This window comes from Agrobacterium sp. SORGH_AS_0440 (assembly GCF_031453135.1).
Classification (GTDB): Bacteria; Pseudomonadota; Alphaproteobacteria; order Rhizobiales; family Rhizobiaceae; genus Agrobacterium; species Agrobacterium pusense.
This window is the reverse complement of the sequence record NZ_JAVIYR010000002.1, coordinates 1,501,369-1,517,832: the sequence shown is the minus strand read 5'-3', so window position 1 is coordinate 1,517,832 and position 16,464 is coordinate 1,501,369. Positions and strand designations below refer to the sequence as shown.

Here is a 16,464-nt window from a genome sequence, read left to right as displayed (position 1 = left end):
AACCTTCTTTATGTTGCTCCGCGCGGGGCATGGAATGGATTGTCATGCAGACCGTTTTGATTGTTATTCACCTCATGATCGTGCTGGCGCTTGTCGGCGTGGTCCTGATCCAGCGTTCCGAAGGCGGCGGCCTCGGTATCGGCGGCGGTTCGGGCTTCATGTCCGCGCGCGGAACGGCCAATGCCCTGACGCGCACCACCGCGATCCTTGCGGCGCTGTTCTTCGCAACGTCGCTCGGCCTTGGTCTTCTGACCCGTTACGAATCGCGTCCGACCGATATCCTGAACCGTATTCCGGCCACGCAGGGCCAGGGCAACGGCATTCTCGACACGCTCGGCCCGTCGACGACGCCTTCGACGCCGGCTCCGGCTGAAAATGGTGTTCCGACCAATAACGGCGCTGCTGCTCCCGCACAGACCACACCGGCTCCGGCTGCTTCCGGCACGGCCGCTCCGGCCCCGGCGCAGCCCGCCGATCCGAACGCAGTTCCGACCGGTCAATAAGCCCGGTTCTGATTTAACGCTCCGGCAGGCCAAAAGCCTGCCGGTTTTCTTTTGTTCGCATTCCGGCCAGTTGAATTGTGAATTCGTCAACAGCGAATTTGCAACAGCATGAAATTTGGGCTGGCGGAATCAGAGGTAAAAAGGTATCCGGTGAATCCCATGGCGCGATATGTATTCATCACAGGCGGCGTGGTCTCCTCTCTCGGTAAGGGCATCGCAGCTGCTGCACTCGGAGCTTTGCTGCAATCCCGTGGTTATCGGGTGCGGCTTCGCAAACTCGACCCCTATCTGAACGTCGATCCCGGCACCATGAGCCCGACACAGCACGGCGAAGTGTTCGTGACTGACGACGGTGCCGAGACGGACCTCGACCTTGGCCACTATGAGCGCTTTACCGGGCGTTCGGCCACCAAGACCGACAACATCACCACCGGTCGCATCTACAAGAACATCATCGACAAGGAACGGCGCGGCGATTATCTCGGCGCAACGGTTCAGGTCATTCCGCACGTCACCAACGAGATCAAGGATTTCGTGATCGAAGGCAATGACGATTACGACTTCGTCATCTGCGAGATCGGCGGCACGGTGGGTGACATCGAGGCGATGCCGTTCATGGAAGCGATCCGTCAGCTCGGCAACGATCTGCCGCGCGGCACGGCGATCTATCTTCACCTGACGCTGATGCCCTATATTCCGGCAGCGGGCGAGCTGAAGACCAAGCCGACCCAGCACTCCGTCAAGGAGTTGCAGGCGCTCGGTATTCACCCCGACATCCTTTTGGTGCGCGCCGACCGGGAAATCCCGGAAGCGGAACGACGCAAGCTTTCGCTGTTCTGCAACGTGCGTCCCTCCGCCGTCATCCAGGCGCTGGATGTGGCGAATATCTATGACGTTCCGATTGCCTACCACAAGGAAGGCCTCGATTCGGAAGTGCTGGCCGCTTTCGGCATCGAGCCGGCGCCTAAGCCGCGTCTGGAGCAGTGGGAAGAGGTCTGCAACCGTATCCGCACGCCGGAAGGCGAAGTGACGATTGCGATCGTCGGCAAATATACCGGCCTCAAGGACGCGTATAAGTCGCTCATCGAGGCGCTGCATCACGGCGGCTTTGCCAACCGCGTCAAGGTCAAGCTCGAGTGGATCGAGTCTGAAGTCTTCGAAAAGGAAGATCCAACGCCATACCTTGAAAAGGTCAACGGCATTCTGGTGCCGGGCGGTTTCGGCGAGCGCGGTTCGGAAGGCAAGATCATGGCGGCGCAGTTTGCGCGTGAGCGCAACGTGCCCTATTTCGGCATCTGCTTCGGCATGCAGATGGCGGTCGTGGAAGCGGCCCGTCATCTGGCCGGCATCGAAAATGCCTCTTCGACCGAATTCGGTCCGACGTCCGAGCCGGTTGTCGGCCTCATGACCGAATGGGTGAAGGGTAACGAGCTGGAGAAGCGCTCCTCCAAGGGTGATCTCGGCGGCACGATGCGCCTCGGCGCCTATAAGGCGGCGCTGAAGAAGGATACCAAGATCGCCGAGATTTATGGCTCCACGGATATTTCCGAGCGCCACCGTCACCGCTACGAGGTGAATGTGGACTACAAGGACCGGCTGGAAGAATGCGGCCTCGTCTTCTCCGGCATGTCTCCGGATGGTGTGCTGCCGGAAACGGTGGAATATCCTGATCATCCGTGGTTCATCGGCGTTCAGTATCATCCGGAATTGAAGAGCCGCCCGCTCGACCCGCATCCGCTTTTCGCCAGCTTCATCGAAGCGGCGGTGGAGCAGAGCCGGCTGGTTTGACGGTTTGAAGGATTATGAAGAGGGCCGCGAAAGCGGCCCTTTTTGTTTGCGGTATGCGCACTTTCGGCTGAGCATTCGTCGATGCGTATTGCTCTGTCATCCTCGGGCTTGACTCCCGAGGATCCATCGTTCGGCGGTTACGGATCTTCGGGTCAAGCCCGAGGATGACGGAAGAAGGGCGACCGTCCGAAGATGCACGTTGCTATCGTTCGCTAACGGCCTCACGCGAGAAAATTATGCTTCCGCAACCACACTTCGTACCAGTTTGGCCACTCTTCCGATGGGGTGCCGGCCTTGCCCATGCCAAAGCCGTGACCGCCCGACGCGATCGGATGAAATTCGACATCCACGCCAGCCCTTTCACAGGCGTCTCGCATGAGCCGGCTGTTGGCTGGATTGGAGATCCGGTCGTCATCCGCCTGTGCCAGGAAAATTGGCGGACAATCCTTGCGCACATGGCTTTCCACCGACCATTCGCGTGTGGCCTTATCTGTCGGGTGTCTGCCGACAAGCGATCTGCGGGTCGAGGTATCGTCATAGGGAGCGGCAAGCGTGATGACTGGGTAGATCAGCGCTGCGATATCCGGGCGGGCTGATTGCCCGTCAATGTCGTCGATACGATCATAAGACGTAAAAGCCGAGCGGGCGGCGGCAAGCCCCATGAGGTGGCCGCCCGCTGAAAAACCGAGCGCGCCGACCCTGTGCGGATCGATCTGCCAGTCCGAGGCGTGTGCACGCACCAGACGAAACGCGCGTTGCACATCCTGAAGCGGTGCGAGCGGCCCGGCAGCCCAACCTTCAATCGGCAGGCGGTAGCTGAGGACAAAGGTATGAATGCCTCTGGCCGCGAGCCAGCGGGCGGCGGGATTGGATTCCTTGCCCTCCTCGATGCGTTTATATCCACCGCCTCCAGCGATGATCATTGCGGACCCATTAGGCCTTTCGGGGGCAAATATCTCAAGGCCTGGTATGGTGATGTTGGTGACGGCGCCTTTTTTGCTGATATCCGTAGGGCCGTCTGGACCGCCACCACCGGGCGGGCTGCCGGGCCAAAGAGCAAGACGGCGCGGATTGTCTTTAGCAAGCAGATTTGGGATTTTCACTGATGTGGCGAGGAATGCCCCGGCAAAAAGAAGGCTGCGGCGGCAGATCATGATGTCTTCCTCCATCAGGCACTTGGATCCGGTATTCTCCCGGTAGAGCAGTTTATGAGGCCTATATAAAAACCAACAGGACAATATGGTTGCAACAAGATATTCCGGTTCGGGTCAGCGATGTCGCTGTCTCTCTGCGGCGTGTCAATCAAGCAAACAAAAACGGGCCCGAAGGCCCGTTTTAACTCCAGTGACAAATCCCGACCGGCTTACTTCGGCCCGATCATGTTCTCCGGACGCACATACTGGTCGAATTCTTCGTTGGTGAGGTATCCGCCACCAACGGCTTCTTCGCGCAGGGTCGTGCCGTTCTTGTGGGCGGTCTTGGCGATCTTGGCGCAGATATCGTAGCCGAGCTTGCCGTTCAGCGCCGTCACCAGCATGAGCGAGTTTTCGACGCCCTTCTTGATGTTGTCTTCGCGGGCCTCGATGCCGACGACGCAATTGTCGGTGAAGGAGACGGCCGCGTCGCCCAGAAGCTGGACGGACTGCAGGAAGTTATAGGCCATCATCGGGTTATAGACGTTGAGCTCGAAGTGGCCCTGCGAACCGGCGAAGGAGAGCGCTGCATTGTTGCCGAAGATGTGGGCGCAAACCTGCGTCAGTGCTTCCGACTGGGTAGGGTTGACCTTGCCCGGCATGATGGACGAGCCGGGCTCGTTTTCCGGCAGCGAGAGTTCGCCGAGACCGGCGCGGGGGCCGGAGCCGAGGAAGCGGATGTCGTTGGCGATCTTGAAGAGTGCCGCTGCTGCCGCGTTGATCGCGCCATGCGAGAAGACCATGGAATCATGCGAGGCAAGCGCTTCGAACTTGTTCGGCGCGGTGACGAAGGAAAGGCCGGTAATCTTCGAAATTTCCTCGGCTACCTTTTCGGCAAAACCAACAGGGGCATTGAGGCCCGTGCCGACGGCCGTGCCGCCCTGGGCGAGCTTGGAAAGCGCGGGCAGGGTGGTTTCGATGTTGGCGATGGCGGAGGCAACCTGCGCGGCGTAACCGGAGAATTCCTGGCCGAGCGTCAGCGGCGTTGCATCCTGCGTGTGGGTGCGGCCGATCTTGATGATCTTTTCGAACTGCTTGACCTTGGCTTCCAGCGCCTGGTGCAGGTGCCTCAGGCTCGGCAGCAGGTGGTGAACGATCTGCTCGACGCAGGCGATGTGCATCGCCGTCGGATAGGTATCGTTCGAAGACTGGCTCATATTGACGTGGTCGTTGGGATGAACCGGCTTCTTGCTGCCCATTTCGCCGCCGAGCATCTCGATTGCGCGGTTGGAAATCACCTCATTGGCGTTCATGTTGGACTGGGTGCCGGAGCCGGTCTGCCAGACGACGAGCGGGAAATGCTCGGTCAGCTTGCCGTCGATGACTTCCTGTGCGGCGGCGATGATGGCTTCACCGATCTTCGGGTCGAGGCCGGCAAGCGCCATGTTGGCACGGGCGGCGGCCTGCTTGACGATGCCGAGCGCGCGAACGACAGAGGCGGGCTGCTTTTCCCAGCCGATCTTGAAGTTGCCGAGCGAGCGCTGCGCCTGCGCGCCCCAGTAGCGATCGGCCTGAACTTCAATAGGGCCAAATGTATCGGTTTCCGTCCGTGTGGCTGTCATCAATCTTGCCTTTTTACTCGTGTTCCTCCGCCAAAACGGCGCCTTCGCCCGCCTTGCGCGGCCGATATATAGAATCATCGCGGCGGCAAAGAAAGCCGCTGCAATGCGGCGCGGGAAGATATTTCCCGTCGTTCCGCGGCGATTTGCCTGCAGCGAATGCAGCAAGGCGAAAAACCCGGCCGCGTGGCATTTTTACTACGTCATGAAAAGGCAGGGAAACCGGGCTTGTACCGGGGCGGGCGCTCAAAGCAAAGTGAATGAAATAAATAGAAATTTAACCATTCTCGCCAATTCTGGAAATTACGTTTTTACGGCTTTGGCTGTATTATGAGGTTCATTTCGGCACGATTTTGAGCTTTGGGCGTTTTCTTTTCAACAGGCCGTTGATCGGCTAGACAGGCATGAAACTAATGCCCGCCGTTTTTGCCGGTGGTGCTGGGTGCTACGAGGATCAAATTGCAAGTCACATCTGGAAAATCATCGGCAGCACTGGTGCTGGCTCTCGGTCTTTCCGTTTCCACCGCTCTTCCCGGCAGCGCCGGTGCGGTGACCCTGATGGACCTCCTGCGCGGCGGGCCCGGCAAGATCGCGCGGGATCGCGGCGAGTTGCCGCCGGCCGGCATCGTCACCTCGCCATCCGGCTCCGGATCGGGTGCCGGTCAGAGTGCTGATGCTTCCGATCCCGAGCCTTTGCCCCGCGTTTCCGGCCCACGCTATTATGATTACAAGGCGGATACAGCCCGGGCGGTGAACACCGCGAATTTCGGCGAAGGCCTTGCCAATCTCAAGTTCAGCGCCACGCCCGAGATCGCCAAGGCGCTTGAGGCTTATTACGGCGCTGGCGGCAAGACGTTGTGGGTATCCGGTGGCGAACTGACCGAGCGCGCCAACGCCGCCATCGCTTTCCTGGAGACGGTTGGCGAAAGCGGTCTCGATCCCGCCGATTACAGCATTTCCGCACCGGCCAAGGATGTGACTGCGAGTATCAGCAGCAATGTTGCCGGCACCACATCGAACGGCACACCGGTCGAGACGGCTTCGGCGCCTGTTTCCGATGCCTATCAGCGGGCGCAGATGCAGTTCGAGCTGGCGCTGTCCGCCAAGGTTCTCGCCTATGTGCAGGATACGACCCGTGGCCGCGTCGATCCGAACCGGCTGTCCGGTTACCATGATTTCAAGCGCAAGACGGTGAACCTCGCTCCCGTGCTGAAGCTTGCTGGCCTTAGCCCAGATGTGGCCGCTTATCTGCGCAGCCGCGAGCCCTCCAGCGCCGAGTATCAGGCGCTGAAGGCAGAGCTTGCCCGCCTGCGTGGCGAGGGCGATGCCGCCCATGTCGTTCGTGTTCCCGCCGATCTTGTGCTGAAGCCCGGCAACAGCAGCGCTGACATGGCGAGTGTCGTCAAGGCTATCGAACATCGGGCTTCTCCCGCCTTCAAGGCGGAACATGCCGCAACGATCTCCGCTTACCAGCAGACGCCGGATTACACGCCCGATCTCGTCGATCTGGTGAAGGCGTTCCAGAGCGAAAATGGCCTGAAGGCGGATGGCGTCATCGGTCGTGCGACCGTGCGCGCCATGGTCGGCGAAAGCAACGACGCGAAGATCGCCAAGGTGCAGGTGGCCATGGAGCAGATCCGCTGGCTGCCGGCCGATCTCGGCCAGCGTTACGTCTTCATCAACCAGCCCGCCTTCATGGCCTATTACCACAATGATGGCGTCGAACAGTTCGGCATGAAGGTCGTGGTCGGCTCCAAGGCCAACCAGACCTATTTCTTCCAGGACGAGATTCAGACCGTCGAGTTCAACCCCTATTGGGGCGGTACCGCAGTCGATCATCATCAACGAAATGCTGCCGAAGCTGCGCCGTGACCCATCATACCTCGATCGCCTGGGTTACGAAGTGCAGGTGAATGGGCGCGCCGTGTCGTCCTCCAGCGTCAACTGGTATGGCTCGACCAACGCCGTTTCCGTGCGCCAGCCGCCGAGCAGCGACAATGCGCTGGGCGACCTGAAAATCCTCTTCCCCAACGCACATGCCATCTACATGCATGACACGCCGGCCAAAAGCTTCTTCAACCGCGACATGCGGGCGCTGAGCCATGGCTGTATTCGCCTGGTCGACCCGCGCCGCATGGCGGCTGCCGTTCTTGGCACCAGCGTTGACAAGGTTGGCGAGCAGATTGCGTCAGGCAAGAACCGCGCCGTGCAGGTGCCGGAAAAGATTCCGGTTTATGTGGCCTATTTCACCGCCTGGCCGGATAAGGACGGCAAGGTCCAGTTCTTCGATGATGTCTATGATCGCGACAGCTACGTGCAGAAGGCCTTTGCGGTGACGACGAAGGCAAGGGCTGCTTCGATCTGATAGGTCGCACCTAGAAAAAGCGCCGGAAACGGCGCTTTTTTGTTCCGGCGATTGCGGTTCTGGCTACTGCTTGAAAAGTGCGAATGCGAGGTCGCCATCGTCATCGATCGTTGCAGCGAGGCTAAGCGCGTCTTCAAGCGATGATTTGCCGACTAGCAGTTCGTAAAACAACATATGGACGAAAAGTGGCGTCGCCGCACCGTCCGGGTAACCCGCCGAAGCAATGTAGGCTTTCGCGCCGCCTTCAATAAAGGCCTTCCCGAAAGCATCGTAGCCCGTGCAGCACGCCGTGCTGAAAATTACAGTGCCCGACAGGTGGACTTTTCCCAGAATTGCTTCAACAGGCAGGCTGCCCTCGCGCAATTTCAATTGGGTCACGTCGGGATTGATGTCTCCGATCACGAGGCCATTTTGATCGCCATGGCCGCTGATGATGAGATAGGGCGGCGGGTTATCAGGTTGATTCAGGCACGCCAGAATATCTTCCGGCGTTCCCGGGAGGTGCAGGCGAACCGCGGCTCCCAGGCTCTCCAATATAGCGCGCAAAAGTAGAGCTTCGCCTGTGTCGCCCACCGCGATGATGCTTACAGCCTTGCGCGGGAAAAAGAACTTTTCGTCGACCATCCCGATTTCGTCAGCACGCAGCACTCAAGCCGCAGCAGCGCCTCTTTCAATCAGCTTCGCGAACAAATCAGGTGTCAGGGCTTCGAAATCATCGATGACGACATCTGGCTCGAGCTCGGCCATCGGTATATCCGTGTAACCGAAGGTGACGCCGATGGAGGGGACGTTTGCATTCCGGGCGGCGAGGATATCGTTGATGCTGTCGCCGACCATGACCGTGCGCCTGATATCGCCGCCGGCCTTTTCGATGGTGCCGAGAATATGGCGTGCATCCGGCTTGCGGAATTCGAAAGTGTCACCGCAGGTGATGGCGGCGAAATAGTGGGTCAGGCCGAGTTTTTCGAGCAGCGGTACAGCGAGGACTGCGGTCTTGTTGGTGCAGACGGCAAGCGTTATGCCGGATTGCGAAAGCGCATCCAGCGTTTTGACGATGCCGGGGTAGGGGCGGCTTTCGCCGGGCATTTCAGCGCGATAGTGCGTGATGAAGCGTTCGTAGAGCGGATCGACGTCGGCTTCCGGCAGTTCCGTTTCGCGCAGTGCAAAGGCGCGCTTGATCATGACCCGCGCGCCCTGGCCGACGAGATGCGTCAGGTCGTCATAGGTGACGGGCGCAAGCCCGGCGGCGGCAATGGTATGGTTGAGGCTCGAGACGAGATCAGCGGCGGTATCGACCAGCGTACCGTCTAGATCGAAAATGGCGAGCGGGGAGAGCGGGCGGGATGTCACGGAAACTGCCTCTTGTAGAATGCGGGGCTGAGCTATTCATGCTTTCATTCGCGCCAAGCCTAGGCAAAGCCTCCTGTCTTTGCAACCGCATCACAACGTTCTGTTCGTTGCCTTGAAAAAGGCTTTCGTTTGGCTTTCGACCCGTGTAAACAGCACGGCGACGACAAAGCTACCGGAGTTTCAGGCACATGGATGCCCGCCAGATGAAAATCAAGGCCGCCGAGGCCGCATTGTCCCATGTACAGGATGGGATGCGGCTCGGTATCGGCACGGGTTCGACGGCCGAGGAATTCGTCCGGCTTCTGGCCGAGAAGGTCGCCGCCGGCCTCAAGGTCGAGGGCGTGCCGACATCCGAGCGCACCGCGCGTCTGTGCGTCGAGCTTGGCGTGCCGCTGAAATCTCTCGATGAATTGCCGGAACTGGATCTGACCATTGACGGTGCGGATGAGGTTGACCACGCGTTGCGGCTCGTCAAGGGCGGCGGCGGTGCACTGCTGCGCGAGAAGATCGTCGCGGCGGCATCCGCACGCGTGATCGTCATCGCCGACCAGAGCAAGGTTGTGGAGACGCTGGGCGCCTTTCCTCTGCCCATCGAGATCAATCCGTTTGGCCAGGTTGCGACCCGCATCGCCATCGAAAAGCTGGCATCGCGGTCCGGCCTGTCGGGTGAGTTGAAGCTTCGCTCTTCCGGTGACGGCGTCTTCATGACGGATGGCGGACACCTTATTCTCGACGCATCTTTTGGCCGTATTCCTGATGCAGAAGCGCTAGCACGCGAGCTGAACACGATTCCCGGTGTCGTCGAGCACGGACTTTTCATAAATTTGGCATCGCTTGCCATTATCGCTGGCCCTGAAGGCGCCCGCGTGATGCAGGCAGTATAACAGGAGCGAGATTTTCATGATCAAACTAGCGGGACTGGGCAAAGCTGCCGCTGCTTCGATCCTCATTTCCGGCATCGTGTTCGGTACTGCCGCACGCGCCCAGGAAATTTCCGAAGCGCATGTTGCTGCCGCGCGGCAGGCGATCGCCTCTCTTGGCGTTACCGACCGTTTCGACGACATTCTGCCGGGACTGGCCGAACGTCTGAAGGCAGAACTTATTCAGGCTTCGCCGAATGTTCAGGATGCGATCACCGCGACGGTTGACGCCAAGGCGCTTGAGCTTGCACCGCGCCGCGCCGATCTCGAGCGTGAGGCCGCGCTGACCTATGCACGTGCTTTTTCGGTCGAGGAACTGAACGCCATCTCCACCTTCTACAGCAGCGAAGCTGGCAAGAAGCTGTTGAAGGACGGCCCGATTGCGACCCGCGAACTGATGAAGGCTGCCGATATCTGGGCCGCCGGTATCAACCGCGATCTCAACGCTGCCAGCATGACCGAACTGCAGAAGGTCGCCGGCGCTGATCTGAAGCCGCTTCCGGCGGATCACAATGCCACGGGTGGCGCTCCGGCTGCCAAGCCATAAGGCGCTTTTCCAGGTTCAGAAATATTCAAAGCCCGGCCGCAAGACCGGGCTTTTCATTTGTGCGCCGCAGCACCTATATGTGGGCGTGAATGCACCGCTGCCCGTTTGCGGCTGATGGCGGTTTTGATCAGGGGTTTTGACTATGACAGCTTATGACTACGATCTCTTCGTCATCGGTGGCGGTTCCGGCGGCGTGCGCAGCGGCCGTGTAGCTGCCTCGCTCGGCAAGCGCGTTGCGATCGCCGAGGAATACCGCTATGGCGGCACCTGCGTCATCCGCGGCTGCGTGCCGAAGAAGCTGTTCGTCTACGCCTCGCAGTTCCCCGAGCATTTCGAGGATTCCGAAGGTTTCGGCTGGAGCGTCGGCGAGCGCAGCTTCGACTGGAAAAAGCTGATCGCGGCGAAGGACAAGGAAATCACCCGTCTCGAAGGGCTCTACCGTAAGGGTCTGGAAAACGCCAAGGCCGATATTTTCGACAGCCGGGCGGAGCTCGTGGATGCCCATACCGTCAAGCTGACGAAAACCGGAGAAACCTTCACCGCCGAGCGCATCGTCATCGCTGTCGGCGGCACGCCGAACGAACACAAGGCGCTGCCCGGCCACGAGTTGACGATTTCGTCCAACGAGGCTTTCGATCTCGAGGAGCTGCCGAAATCGATCCTGATTGCCGGCGGCGGTTATATCGCGGTGGAATTCGCCAATATCTTCCACGGGCTCGGCGTTGAAACGACATTGATCTATCGCGGCAAGGAAATCCTGTCGCGCTTCGATCAGGATATGCGCAAGGGCCTGCATGAGGCGATGGAGGCCAAGGGCATCCGCATCATTCTGGAAGACATCATCGAGGAAGTCAGCAAGGACGGCGCCGGCGGTTTCGTGGCCCGCACCAAGCAGGGCGCTTCGCTCCATGTGGGCCTGGTGATGCTGGCGCTTGGCCGCGATCCGAATACCAAGGGGCTCGGTCTCGAAAATGCCGGTGTGGAGGTGGACGCCCGCGGCGCGATCGTCGTTGACGATTATTCGCGCACGAACGTGCCCAGCATCTTCGCACTTGGCGACGTCACCGACCGGGTACAACTGACGCCGGTGGCGATCCACGAGGCGATGTGCTTCATCGAGACGGAATACAAGAACAACCCGACCAAGCCGGATCACGAGCTGATTGCGACGGCGGTATTCTCGCAGCCGGAAATCGGCACTGTCGGCCTTTCGGAAGAGGAAGCCGGCAAGAAATATCCGGAACTGGAAGTCTATCGCGCCCAGTTCCGTCCGATGAAGGCGACGCTATCTGGCCGTCAGGAGAAAACGATCATGAAGCTGATCGTCAATGCCGCTGACCGCAAGGTCGTCGGCGTGCATATCCTCGGCCATGAGGCCGGCGAGATGGCGCAGCTTCTCGGCATCACGCTGAAAGCCGGCTGCACGAAGGATGACTTCGACCGCACCATGGCCGTTCACCCAACGGCGGCAGAGGAACTGGTGACAATGTATTCGCCGAGCTATCGCGTCGTAAACGGCGAGCGGGTCTAGCTCATCTTCCGCTCCGGCTTCCAGCTCGTCTCTGCCTGATAATGGCGGCTGCCATCGAATAACGCCTCGTTGCCCTTCAGGAGAGCGACGAGGCGATCTATGGCGAGCCGCATTTCCGGGGCGTGCCGGTCGTCGTCGTTGACGATGATCCAGAGCGGATGGGACAGTTCCTCGATGATCTCGCCGTCGCGGACGAGGCCGGGGACGTTGTCACCAATAAAGCAGGGCAGGACGCCTTTTCCGGCCCCGCTCTGGATGAGGCTCGGCAAAAGGACAGGGGCATTCGTCCAGGTGTGGATCAGCGGTTCCCGATGCCGGAACACCCATTTTTCGGCCTCGGATTTCGCGACCTCGGTGCCGATCGAAATCCATTGCTCAACATTCTTGCCTGAGCTGTCGCGCGCGCGATAGGCGCAATAGGCAACGTCGACCGATTTCCGGACGGCGAAATTCCCGGCGGCTGGCCTGACGTGCCTGATCGCGATCATGCCGCGCCTATAGGTCAACTCGTCGTCATTCTCACATTGCTTGCAGCACAGGCGGAAAGCGTCCGACGGGCCGCGAATGGCCGCCGCATTGGTGGCTATGAATCCGGCAATCCAGATGTCACTCGACAGAGAAACGATCGGTAGCGAAAAAGCGTCGCTATGCCATTGAGTGATTTCCGCCGCGCTGTTGCGCATGGACCTTACCTTCTCGAACAGGACCTGGCCGTCCGGTGCGAGCCGGTATCCGTTCTGACTCCGAATAAAGAGCGTTCGCCCCATTTTGCGTTCAAGAAGCATCATCTTTCGGCCAATCGTCGGCGCACTGAGCCCGGCTTTACCCGCCGCGCCGGCGAGACCGCCCTCTGTGGCGACAATGTCGAAAAGCCTCAACTCGTCCCAGTCCACTTCTGTCACGGCATCCTCTCCACATCATGGCAGCATCTTAGCCGCATCAGGGCCTGTCTTCTCCGTTCAGATATGAAACGGGTCTTTCAGTCCTGCCTCTATGCTTGCTGCAGGGCGCAACCTAACTCGTCTCCAACAAAGGAGACAGACATGTTACCCGAAACGATGTTCCTTATGGAGAAGATTAGACACATGGAAATCCGCCGCGGAAGAGGCGGGTGTGTTTCCGAATGGGAGAACTGGCCTTGCTCGCCACTGGACCGGCTTGTGGTGTTTCTCTTGCATCTGCCCCATTCCCTGCGCCGATATCTCTGCATCAAGCCCGGAAGTCGGTGACTTCGGAGGGATGGGCAACCATCCACGGAAACTATTTAAATCGTTTGAAATCATTTTTCTCCTTCATGGCGGATCAAAACGGTCCGAAAGAGGGCGGGCGGCGCGCGGATGTCTATGCAAAGCCTGTGCTTGGAGCTATAAGCCGCTCAAATTTCCGAGGCGGTCGCGCGGCGGTTGCGCGGTCGAAAGAAGGGTAAGAACATGGCACAGAATTGGACCCCCGGCAGCTGGCGGCAGAAACCGATCCAGCAGGTTCCCGAATATCCTGATGCGGCAGCGCTTGCGGCAACGGAAGCCACGCTTGCAACCTATCCGCCGCTGGTATTTGCCGGTGAGGCCCGCCGCCTGAAGAAGCAGCTTGCCAATGTGGCGGAAGGCAACGCCTTCCTGCTGCAGGGCGGCGATTGCGCCGAGAGCTTCCTCGAGCACGGCGCGGACAATATCCGTGACTTCTTCCGTGCCTTCCTGCAGATGGCCGTGGTGCTGACCTATGGCGCACAGCTGCCAGTCGTAAAGGTGGGACGTATTGCCGGCCAGTTCGCCAAGCCGCGCTCTTCCAACGTGGAAGTGCAGGATGGCGTGACGCTGCCGTCCTACCGCGGTGACATCATCAACGGCATCGAATTCAACGAAGCCTCGCGCATTCCGAGCCCGGAGCGCCAGCTCGACGCCTATCGCCAGTCGGCGGCGACGCTGAACCTGCTGCGCGCTTTCGCAATGGGCGGTTATGCCAACCTCGAAAACGTTCACCAGTGGATGCTCGGCTTCATCAAGGACAGCCCGCAGGCCGACCGTTACCGCAAGCTGGCCGACCGAATCTCCGAAACCATGGACTTCATGAAGGCCATCGGCATCAGCGCGGACAGCAATCCGAGCCTGCGCGAGACCGACTTCTTCACCAGCCATGAGGCGTTGCTGCTTGGTTACGAAGAAGCCTTGACCCGTATCGATTCCACCTCTGGTGACTGGTACGCCACGTCGGGCCACATGATCTGGATCGGTGACCGCACGCGTCAGCTCGACCATGCGCATGTGGAATATTTCCGCGGCATCAAGAACCCGATCGGCCTGAAATGTGGTCCGTCGCTGACGCCCGACAATCTGATCGAGCTGATCGACGCGCTGAACCCGGCAAACGAGGCCGGCCGTCTGACGCTGATTTGCCGTTTCGGCCATGACAAGGTGGCGGACAGCCTGCCGAAGCTCATCCGTGCTGTCGAGAAGGAAGGCCGCAAGGTCGTCTGGTCCTGTGATCCGATGCATGGCAACACGATCACGCTCAACCACTACAAGACGCGCCCGTTCGAGCGTATCCTGTCGGAGGTCGAAAGCTTCTTCCAGATCCACCGCGCCGAAGGCACGCATCCGGGCGGCATCCATATCGAGATGACCGGCAAGGACGTGACGGAGTGCACGGGTGGCGCGCGCGCCGTGACGGCGGATTCGCTGTCCGACCGTTACCACACCCATTGCGACCCGCGCCTCAATGCCGATCAGGCACTGGAACTGGCGTTCCTGCTGTCAGAGCGCATGAAAAGCGGGCGCGACGAGAAGCGCCTGGCAATCGCCAGCGCTTGATGGAAGAGCTGAAAGTCTCTCTGCGCTTGCGCGAGGTCTGATCGTGCCGGACTGAAGATCTGGTCCGGCTTCGGGAGTGTGAGGCTCCCGCTCGCGGACGCTTCAGCCTCTGGTAATGATAAAGCCGCCGGATTTCCGGCGGCTACTTTTATCTGTGGCTATAGGCTTACTGTACCAGAGCCGGCTGCTGGCAGCGGACATCGGTAACACGAACATCGGCTTCGCCGATCTTGACGCCGAGAACCAGAAGCGTGTTGTAAAGCAGCGTATCGACCGGTGCGGTGACGAGGGACAGCGTGTTGGCGAGCGCCGTCTGGATGACGCCGAGGCCGCCAAGGTTGAGGAAGAGAATCCTGATGTCGAGATCAAGGTTCTTCAGCAGCGAGCTGACGAGCGTCGTGACGGTATCCTTCGTGGAGACGCTCTTGATCTTGCCCTGGGCAATATCCAGCTGCGTGAAGGTCAGCTTGGTCTTCGTCATGTTGGTGGCGTTGATGAGGGCGCTGCCGTTGACGGCAAGCAGGGCAGAATCCACGATTGCCGCCTTTGTCACCCGCGGGTCCCGTCCGAAATTGGCGAAGGCCGTAGTATCGACATTGCCAAGTGCAATTTCTGCAACGCCTGGAACAACTTCGACATCCACGGTTCCCTGTCCGCCGCCCGTGCAGCGAATGTCCGCAAGCCGGGCTTCCGCGTGGGCGACTTCCACATAAAGCGGGACATTGACCTTGAGGCCGGCGATTGCCTGGAGCCCATCCACCACGACATTGACCGCGAGGCGGGTCTGGGCGGTACGGACCACGGTGCCCTGGCCGCCAACGGCGAGCGAAGGCGTTTCGACCGGCGGCTGGCCGATGGCGAGTGTCACCTTGGCCGAGGCGAGGCCGAGAACATTAGCGCCGAGATCAAGCGCCAGCTGGTTGCCGCCATTACCGGCAACGGCTGCGGCATTGAGAAGGTCGAAGACGCTGGCATTGACCTTGAGATTTTCCCCGCTGCCAATGAGCTTTTCGGTGAAGGGGCCGAGATTGACGATTTCTTCTAGCTTGAGCTTGATGTTGCTCTTGCCGGCGGTTTTTTCCAATGTCTTCAGAACGGTGACGACGGCTGGCTGCAGGCCCGTCGTTTTCGTCAGCGCGTTCAGGAACTTGCCGTAGGTAATCTCAGTCTGCAGCACGTCCTTGTAGGTGCCGGCGGTGAGGCCAAGATCGATCGCGAGAGCTTCGACGACATGCAGCGCGTTGACATCGGCATCGACGAGGGCCTGATAGTCCATGAGCTTGAGCGAGACCGTGGTGCCGAGCAGACCGCCGAGCAGGCTGTTCAGGAGGCCGTCATTGAGGCTGGCAAGCCGCGATCCCACCGAGAATGCGGCGACTTTCTGAGACGAGGCGGTTCCGGCGGCCGAAATCCTTGGCGGCGTTGTAAAGGCCGAAGCGAAGAAGATCTGGCCCTTTTCGAAGATGTTTACTTTCACCGCATTGGTCGGCTGGGCGTTTTCGACGAACCGCTGTCCGACCGGGAGGCTGGCATCCGGTTCATAATGGCCTTTGACAACCTCGGCGTAGCCGTGGGTTTTGGCAAACTCATTCCGGGGATCGAAAGGCTGCAGCCCGGTTGGCGTTAGCAGCCCCTGCGCCGTCCTGACGCCGAGGTCCAGGCCGTTGAGTGCAAAATATTGCTGCACCGTCTTTTCGGCGTCGGTGACGTTGGCTGCTGCCGAAATGGCCGCGAGATCGGCGGTCTGCTGCAATTGCCGCTTCTGCAGGGTCAGATAACCGTAATCGACGCCAATCGCCAGGATGCCGATAAAAAGCGGCGCCGTCAGGCCGGCGGAGATGGCGATGTTGCCGGCGCGATCCCTCAGGAAACCGGAGAGCAGGGAATGGATGGTCCTCATG

At 59.9% G+C, this 16,464-nt stretch carries 13 protein-coding genes and 1 pseudogene; 8 read left to right on the top strand and 6 right to left on the bottom strand.

Going from position 1 to position 16,464, the window contains the following annotated elements:
* The first annotated feature begins 44 nt into the window (after positions 1 to 44).
* Positions 45 to 503, top strand: coding sequence for a preprotein translocase subunit SecG (gene secG / locus QE453_RS16725; protein ID WP_004442000.1), 459 nt, complete (start codon positions 45 to 47; stop codon positions 501 to 503).
* A gap of 159 nt (positions 504 to 662) precedes the next feature.
* Entirely contained in the window at positions 663 to 2,291 is a 1,629-nt protein-coding gene (locus tag QE453_RS16720) for a CTP synthase (RefSeq protein ID WP_006697393.1), read from the top strand.
* Between the two features lie 221 nt (positions 2,292 to 2,512).
* Here QE453_RS16720 and QE453_RS16715 read toward each other — a convergent pair whose 3' ends face one another.
* Both QE453_RS16715 and fumC read right to left on the bottom strand, forming a co-directional pair.
* Positions 2,513 to 3,445 carry an alpha/beta hydrolase gene (locus QE453_RS16715; RefSeq protein WP_112554656.1) on the bottom strand — a complete coding sequence of 311 codons (933 nt, stop codon included), beginning with the start codon at positions 3,443 to 3,445 and terminating at the stop codon, positions 2,513 to 2,515.
* A 209-nt stretch (positions 3,446 to 3,654) separates the two neighbouring features.
* Positions 3,655 to 5,046, bottom strand: coding sequence for a class II fumarate hydratase (fumC, locus tag QE453_RS16710; RefSeq protein WP_060942550.1), 1,392 nt, complete (start codon positions 5,044 to 5,046; stop codon positions 3,655 to 3,657).
* On the opposite strand from fumC, the gene QE453_RS16705 reads away from it, so the two are divergent.
* Both QE453_RS16705 and QE453_RS16700 read left to right on the top strand, forming a co-directional pair.
* Positions 5,036 to 5,377, top strand: coding sequence for a hypothetical protein (locus QE453_RS16705; protein WP_144115311.1), 342 nt, complete (start codon positions 5,036 to 5,038; stop codon positions 5,375 to 5,377). The genes fumC and QE453_RS16705 overlap by 11 nt on opposite strands.
* 161 nt (positions 5,378 to 5,538) lie before the next feature.
* Positions 5,539 to 7,408: pseudogene (locus QE453_RS16700) on the top strand (murein L,D-transpeptidase).
* Positions 7,409 to 7,471: 63 nt separating this feature from the next.
* Here the strand turns inward: QE453_RS16700 and QE453_RS16695 are convergent.
* Both QE453_RS16695 and QE453_RS16690 read right to left on the bottom strand, forming a co-directional pair.
* Positions 7,472 to 8,032: a hypothetical protein gene (locus QE453_RS16695; RefSeq protein WP_048902820.1), complete on the bottom strand. Its 561-nt coding sequence runs from the start codon at positions 8,030 to 8,032 to the stop codon at positions 7,472 to 7,474.
* 24 nt (positions 8,033 to 8,056) lie between these two features.
* The gene (locus QE453_RS16690) at positions 8,057 to 8,758 is read right to left on the bottom strand and encodes an HAD family hydrolase (protein WP_309777499.1); all 702 of its coding nucleotides are present in this window, start codon (positions 8,756 to 8,758) and stop codon (positions 8,057 to 8,059) included.
* A 188-nt stretch (positions 8,759 to 8,946) separates the two neighbouring features.
* Here QE453_RS16690 and rpiA point away from each other — a divergent pair, with 188 nt between their 5' ends.
* The 3 genes from rpiA to gor all read left to right on the top strand — a co-directional run bounded on the left by rpiA (position 8,947) and on the right by gor (position 11,756).
* A complete protein-coding gene (gene rpiA / locus QE453_RS16685) occupies positions 8,947 to 9,642 on the top strand; it encodes a ribose-5-phosphate isomerase RpiA (protein ID WP_006697397.1) in 696 nt (231 codons plus the stop codon).
* A gap of 16 nt (positions 9,643 to 9,658) precedes the next feature.
* Positions 9,659 to 10,225, top strand: coding sequence for a DUF2059 domain-containing protein (locus QE453_RS16680; protein ID WP_004441989.1), 567 nt, complete (start codon positions 9,659 to 9,661; stop codon positions 10,223 to 10,225).
* Positions 10,226 to 10,367: 142 nt separating this feature from the next.
* A complete protein-coding gene (gene gor / locus QE453_RS16675; RefSeq protein WP_037093218.1) occupies positions 10,368 to 11,756 on the top strand; it encodes a glutathione-disulfide reductase in 1,389 nt (462 codons plus the stop codon).
* On the opposite strand, the gene QE453_RS16670 is transcribed toward gor, so the two are convergent.
* On the bottom strand, positions 11,753 to 12,658 hold the full coding sequence (locus QE453_RS16670; protein ID WP_045533646.1) for a LysR family transcriptional regulator: 906 nt from the start codon (positions 12,656 to 12,658) through the stop codon (positions 11,753 to 11,755). The two genes, gor and QE453_RS16670, sit on opposite strands and share 4 nt — an antisense overlap.
* 528 nt (positions 12,659 to 13,186) lie before the next feature.
* On the opposite strand from QE453_RS16670, the gene QE453_RS16665 reads away from it, so the two are divergent.
* Positions 13,187 to 14,563, top strand: coding sequence for a class II 3-deoxy-7-phosphoheptulonate synthase (locus tag QE453_RS16665; protein ID WP_004441981.1), 1,377 nt, complete (start codon positions 13,187 to 13,189; stop codon positions 14,561 to 14,563).
* A gap of 166 nt (positions 14,564 to 14,729) precedes the next feature.
* Here the strand turns inward: QE453_RS16665 and QE453_RS16660 are convergent, their stop codons facing one another.
* Positions 14,730 to 16,463 carry a TadG family pilus assembly protein gene (locus tag QE453_RS16660; RefSeq protein ID WP_034498925.1) on the bottom strand — a complete coding sequence of 578 codons (1,734 nt, stop codon included), beginning with the start codon at positions 16,461 to 16,463 and terminating at the stop codon, positions 14,730 to 14,732.
* Position 16,464: the final 1 nt, after the last annotated feature.

What these genes read in the sequence shown, in the direction of transcription:
- secG (WP_004442000.1), top strand. Translation starts at nt 45, where the DNA reads ATGCAGACCGTTTTGATTGTTATTCACCTCATGATCGTGCTGGCGCTT.
- QE453_RS16720 (WP_006697393.1), top strand. Translation starts at nt 663, where the DNA reads ATGGCGCGATATGTATTCATCACAGGCGGCGTGGTCTCCTCTCTCGGT.
- QE453_RS16715 (WP_112554656.1), bottom strand. Translation starts at nt 3,445, where the DNA reads ATGATCTGCCGCCGCAGCCTTCTTTTTGCCGGGGCATTCCTCGCCACA.
- fumC (WP_060942550.1), bottom strand. Translation starts at nt 5,046, where the DNA reads ATGACAGCCACACGGACGGAAACCGATACATTTGGCCCTATTGAAGTT.
- QE453_RS16695 (WP_048902820.1), bottom strand. Translation starts at nt 8,032, where the DNA reads ATGGTCGACGAAAAGTTCTTTTTCCCGCGCAAGGCTGTAAGCATCATC.
- rpiA (WP_006697397.1), top strand. Translation starts at nt 8,947, where the DNA reads ATGGATGCCCGCCAGATGAAAATCAAGGCCGCCGAGGCCGCATTGTCC.
- QE453_RS16680 (WP_004441989.1), top strand. Translation starts at nt 9,659, where the DNA reads ATGATCAAACTAGCGGGACTGGGCAAAGCTGCCGCTGCTTCGATCCTC.
- gor (WP_037093218.1), top strand. Translation starts at nt 10,368, where the DNA reads ATGACAGCTTATGACTACGATCTCTTCGTCATCGGTGGCGGTTCCGGC.
- QE453_RS16665 (WP_004441981.1), top strand. Translation starts at nt 13,187, where the DNA reads ATGGCACAGAATTGGACCCCCGGCAGCTGGCGGCAGAAACCGATCCAG.
- QE453_RS16660 (WP_034498925.1), bottom strand. Translation starts at nt 16,463, where the DNA reads ATGAGGACCATCCATTCCCTGCTCTCCGGTTTCCTGAGGGATCGCGCC.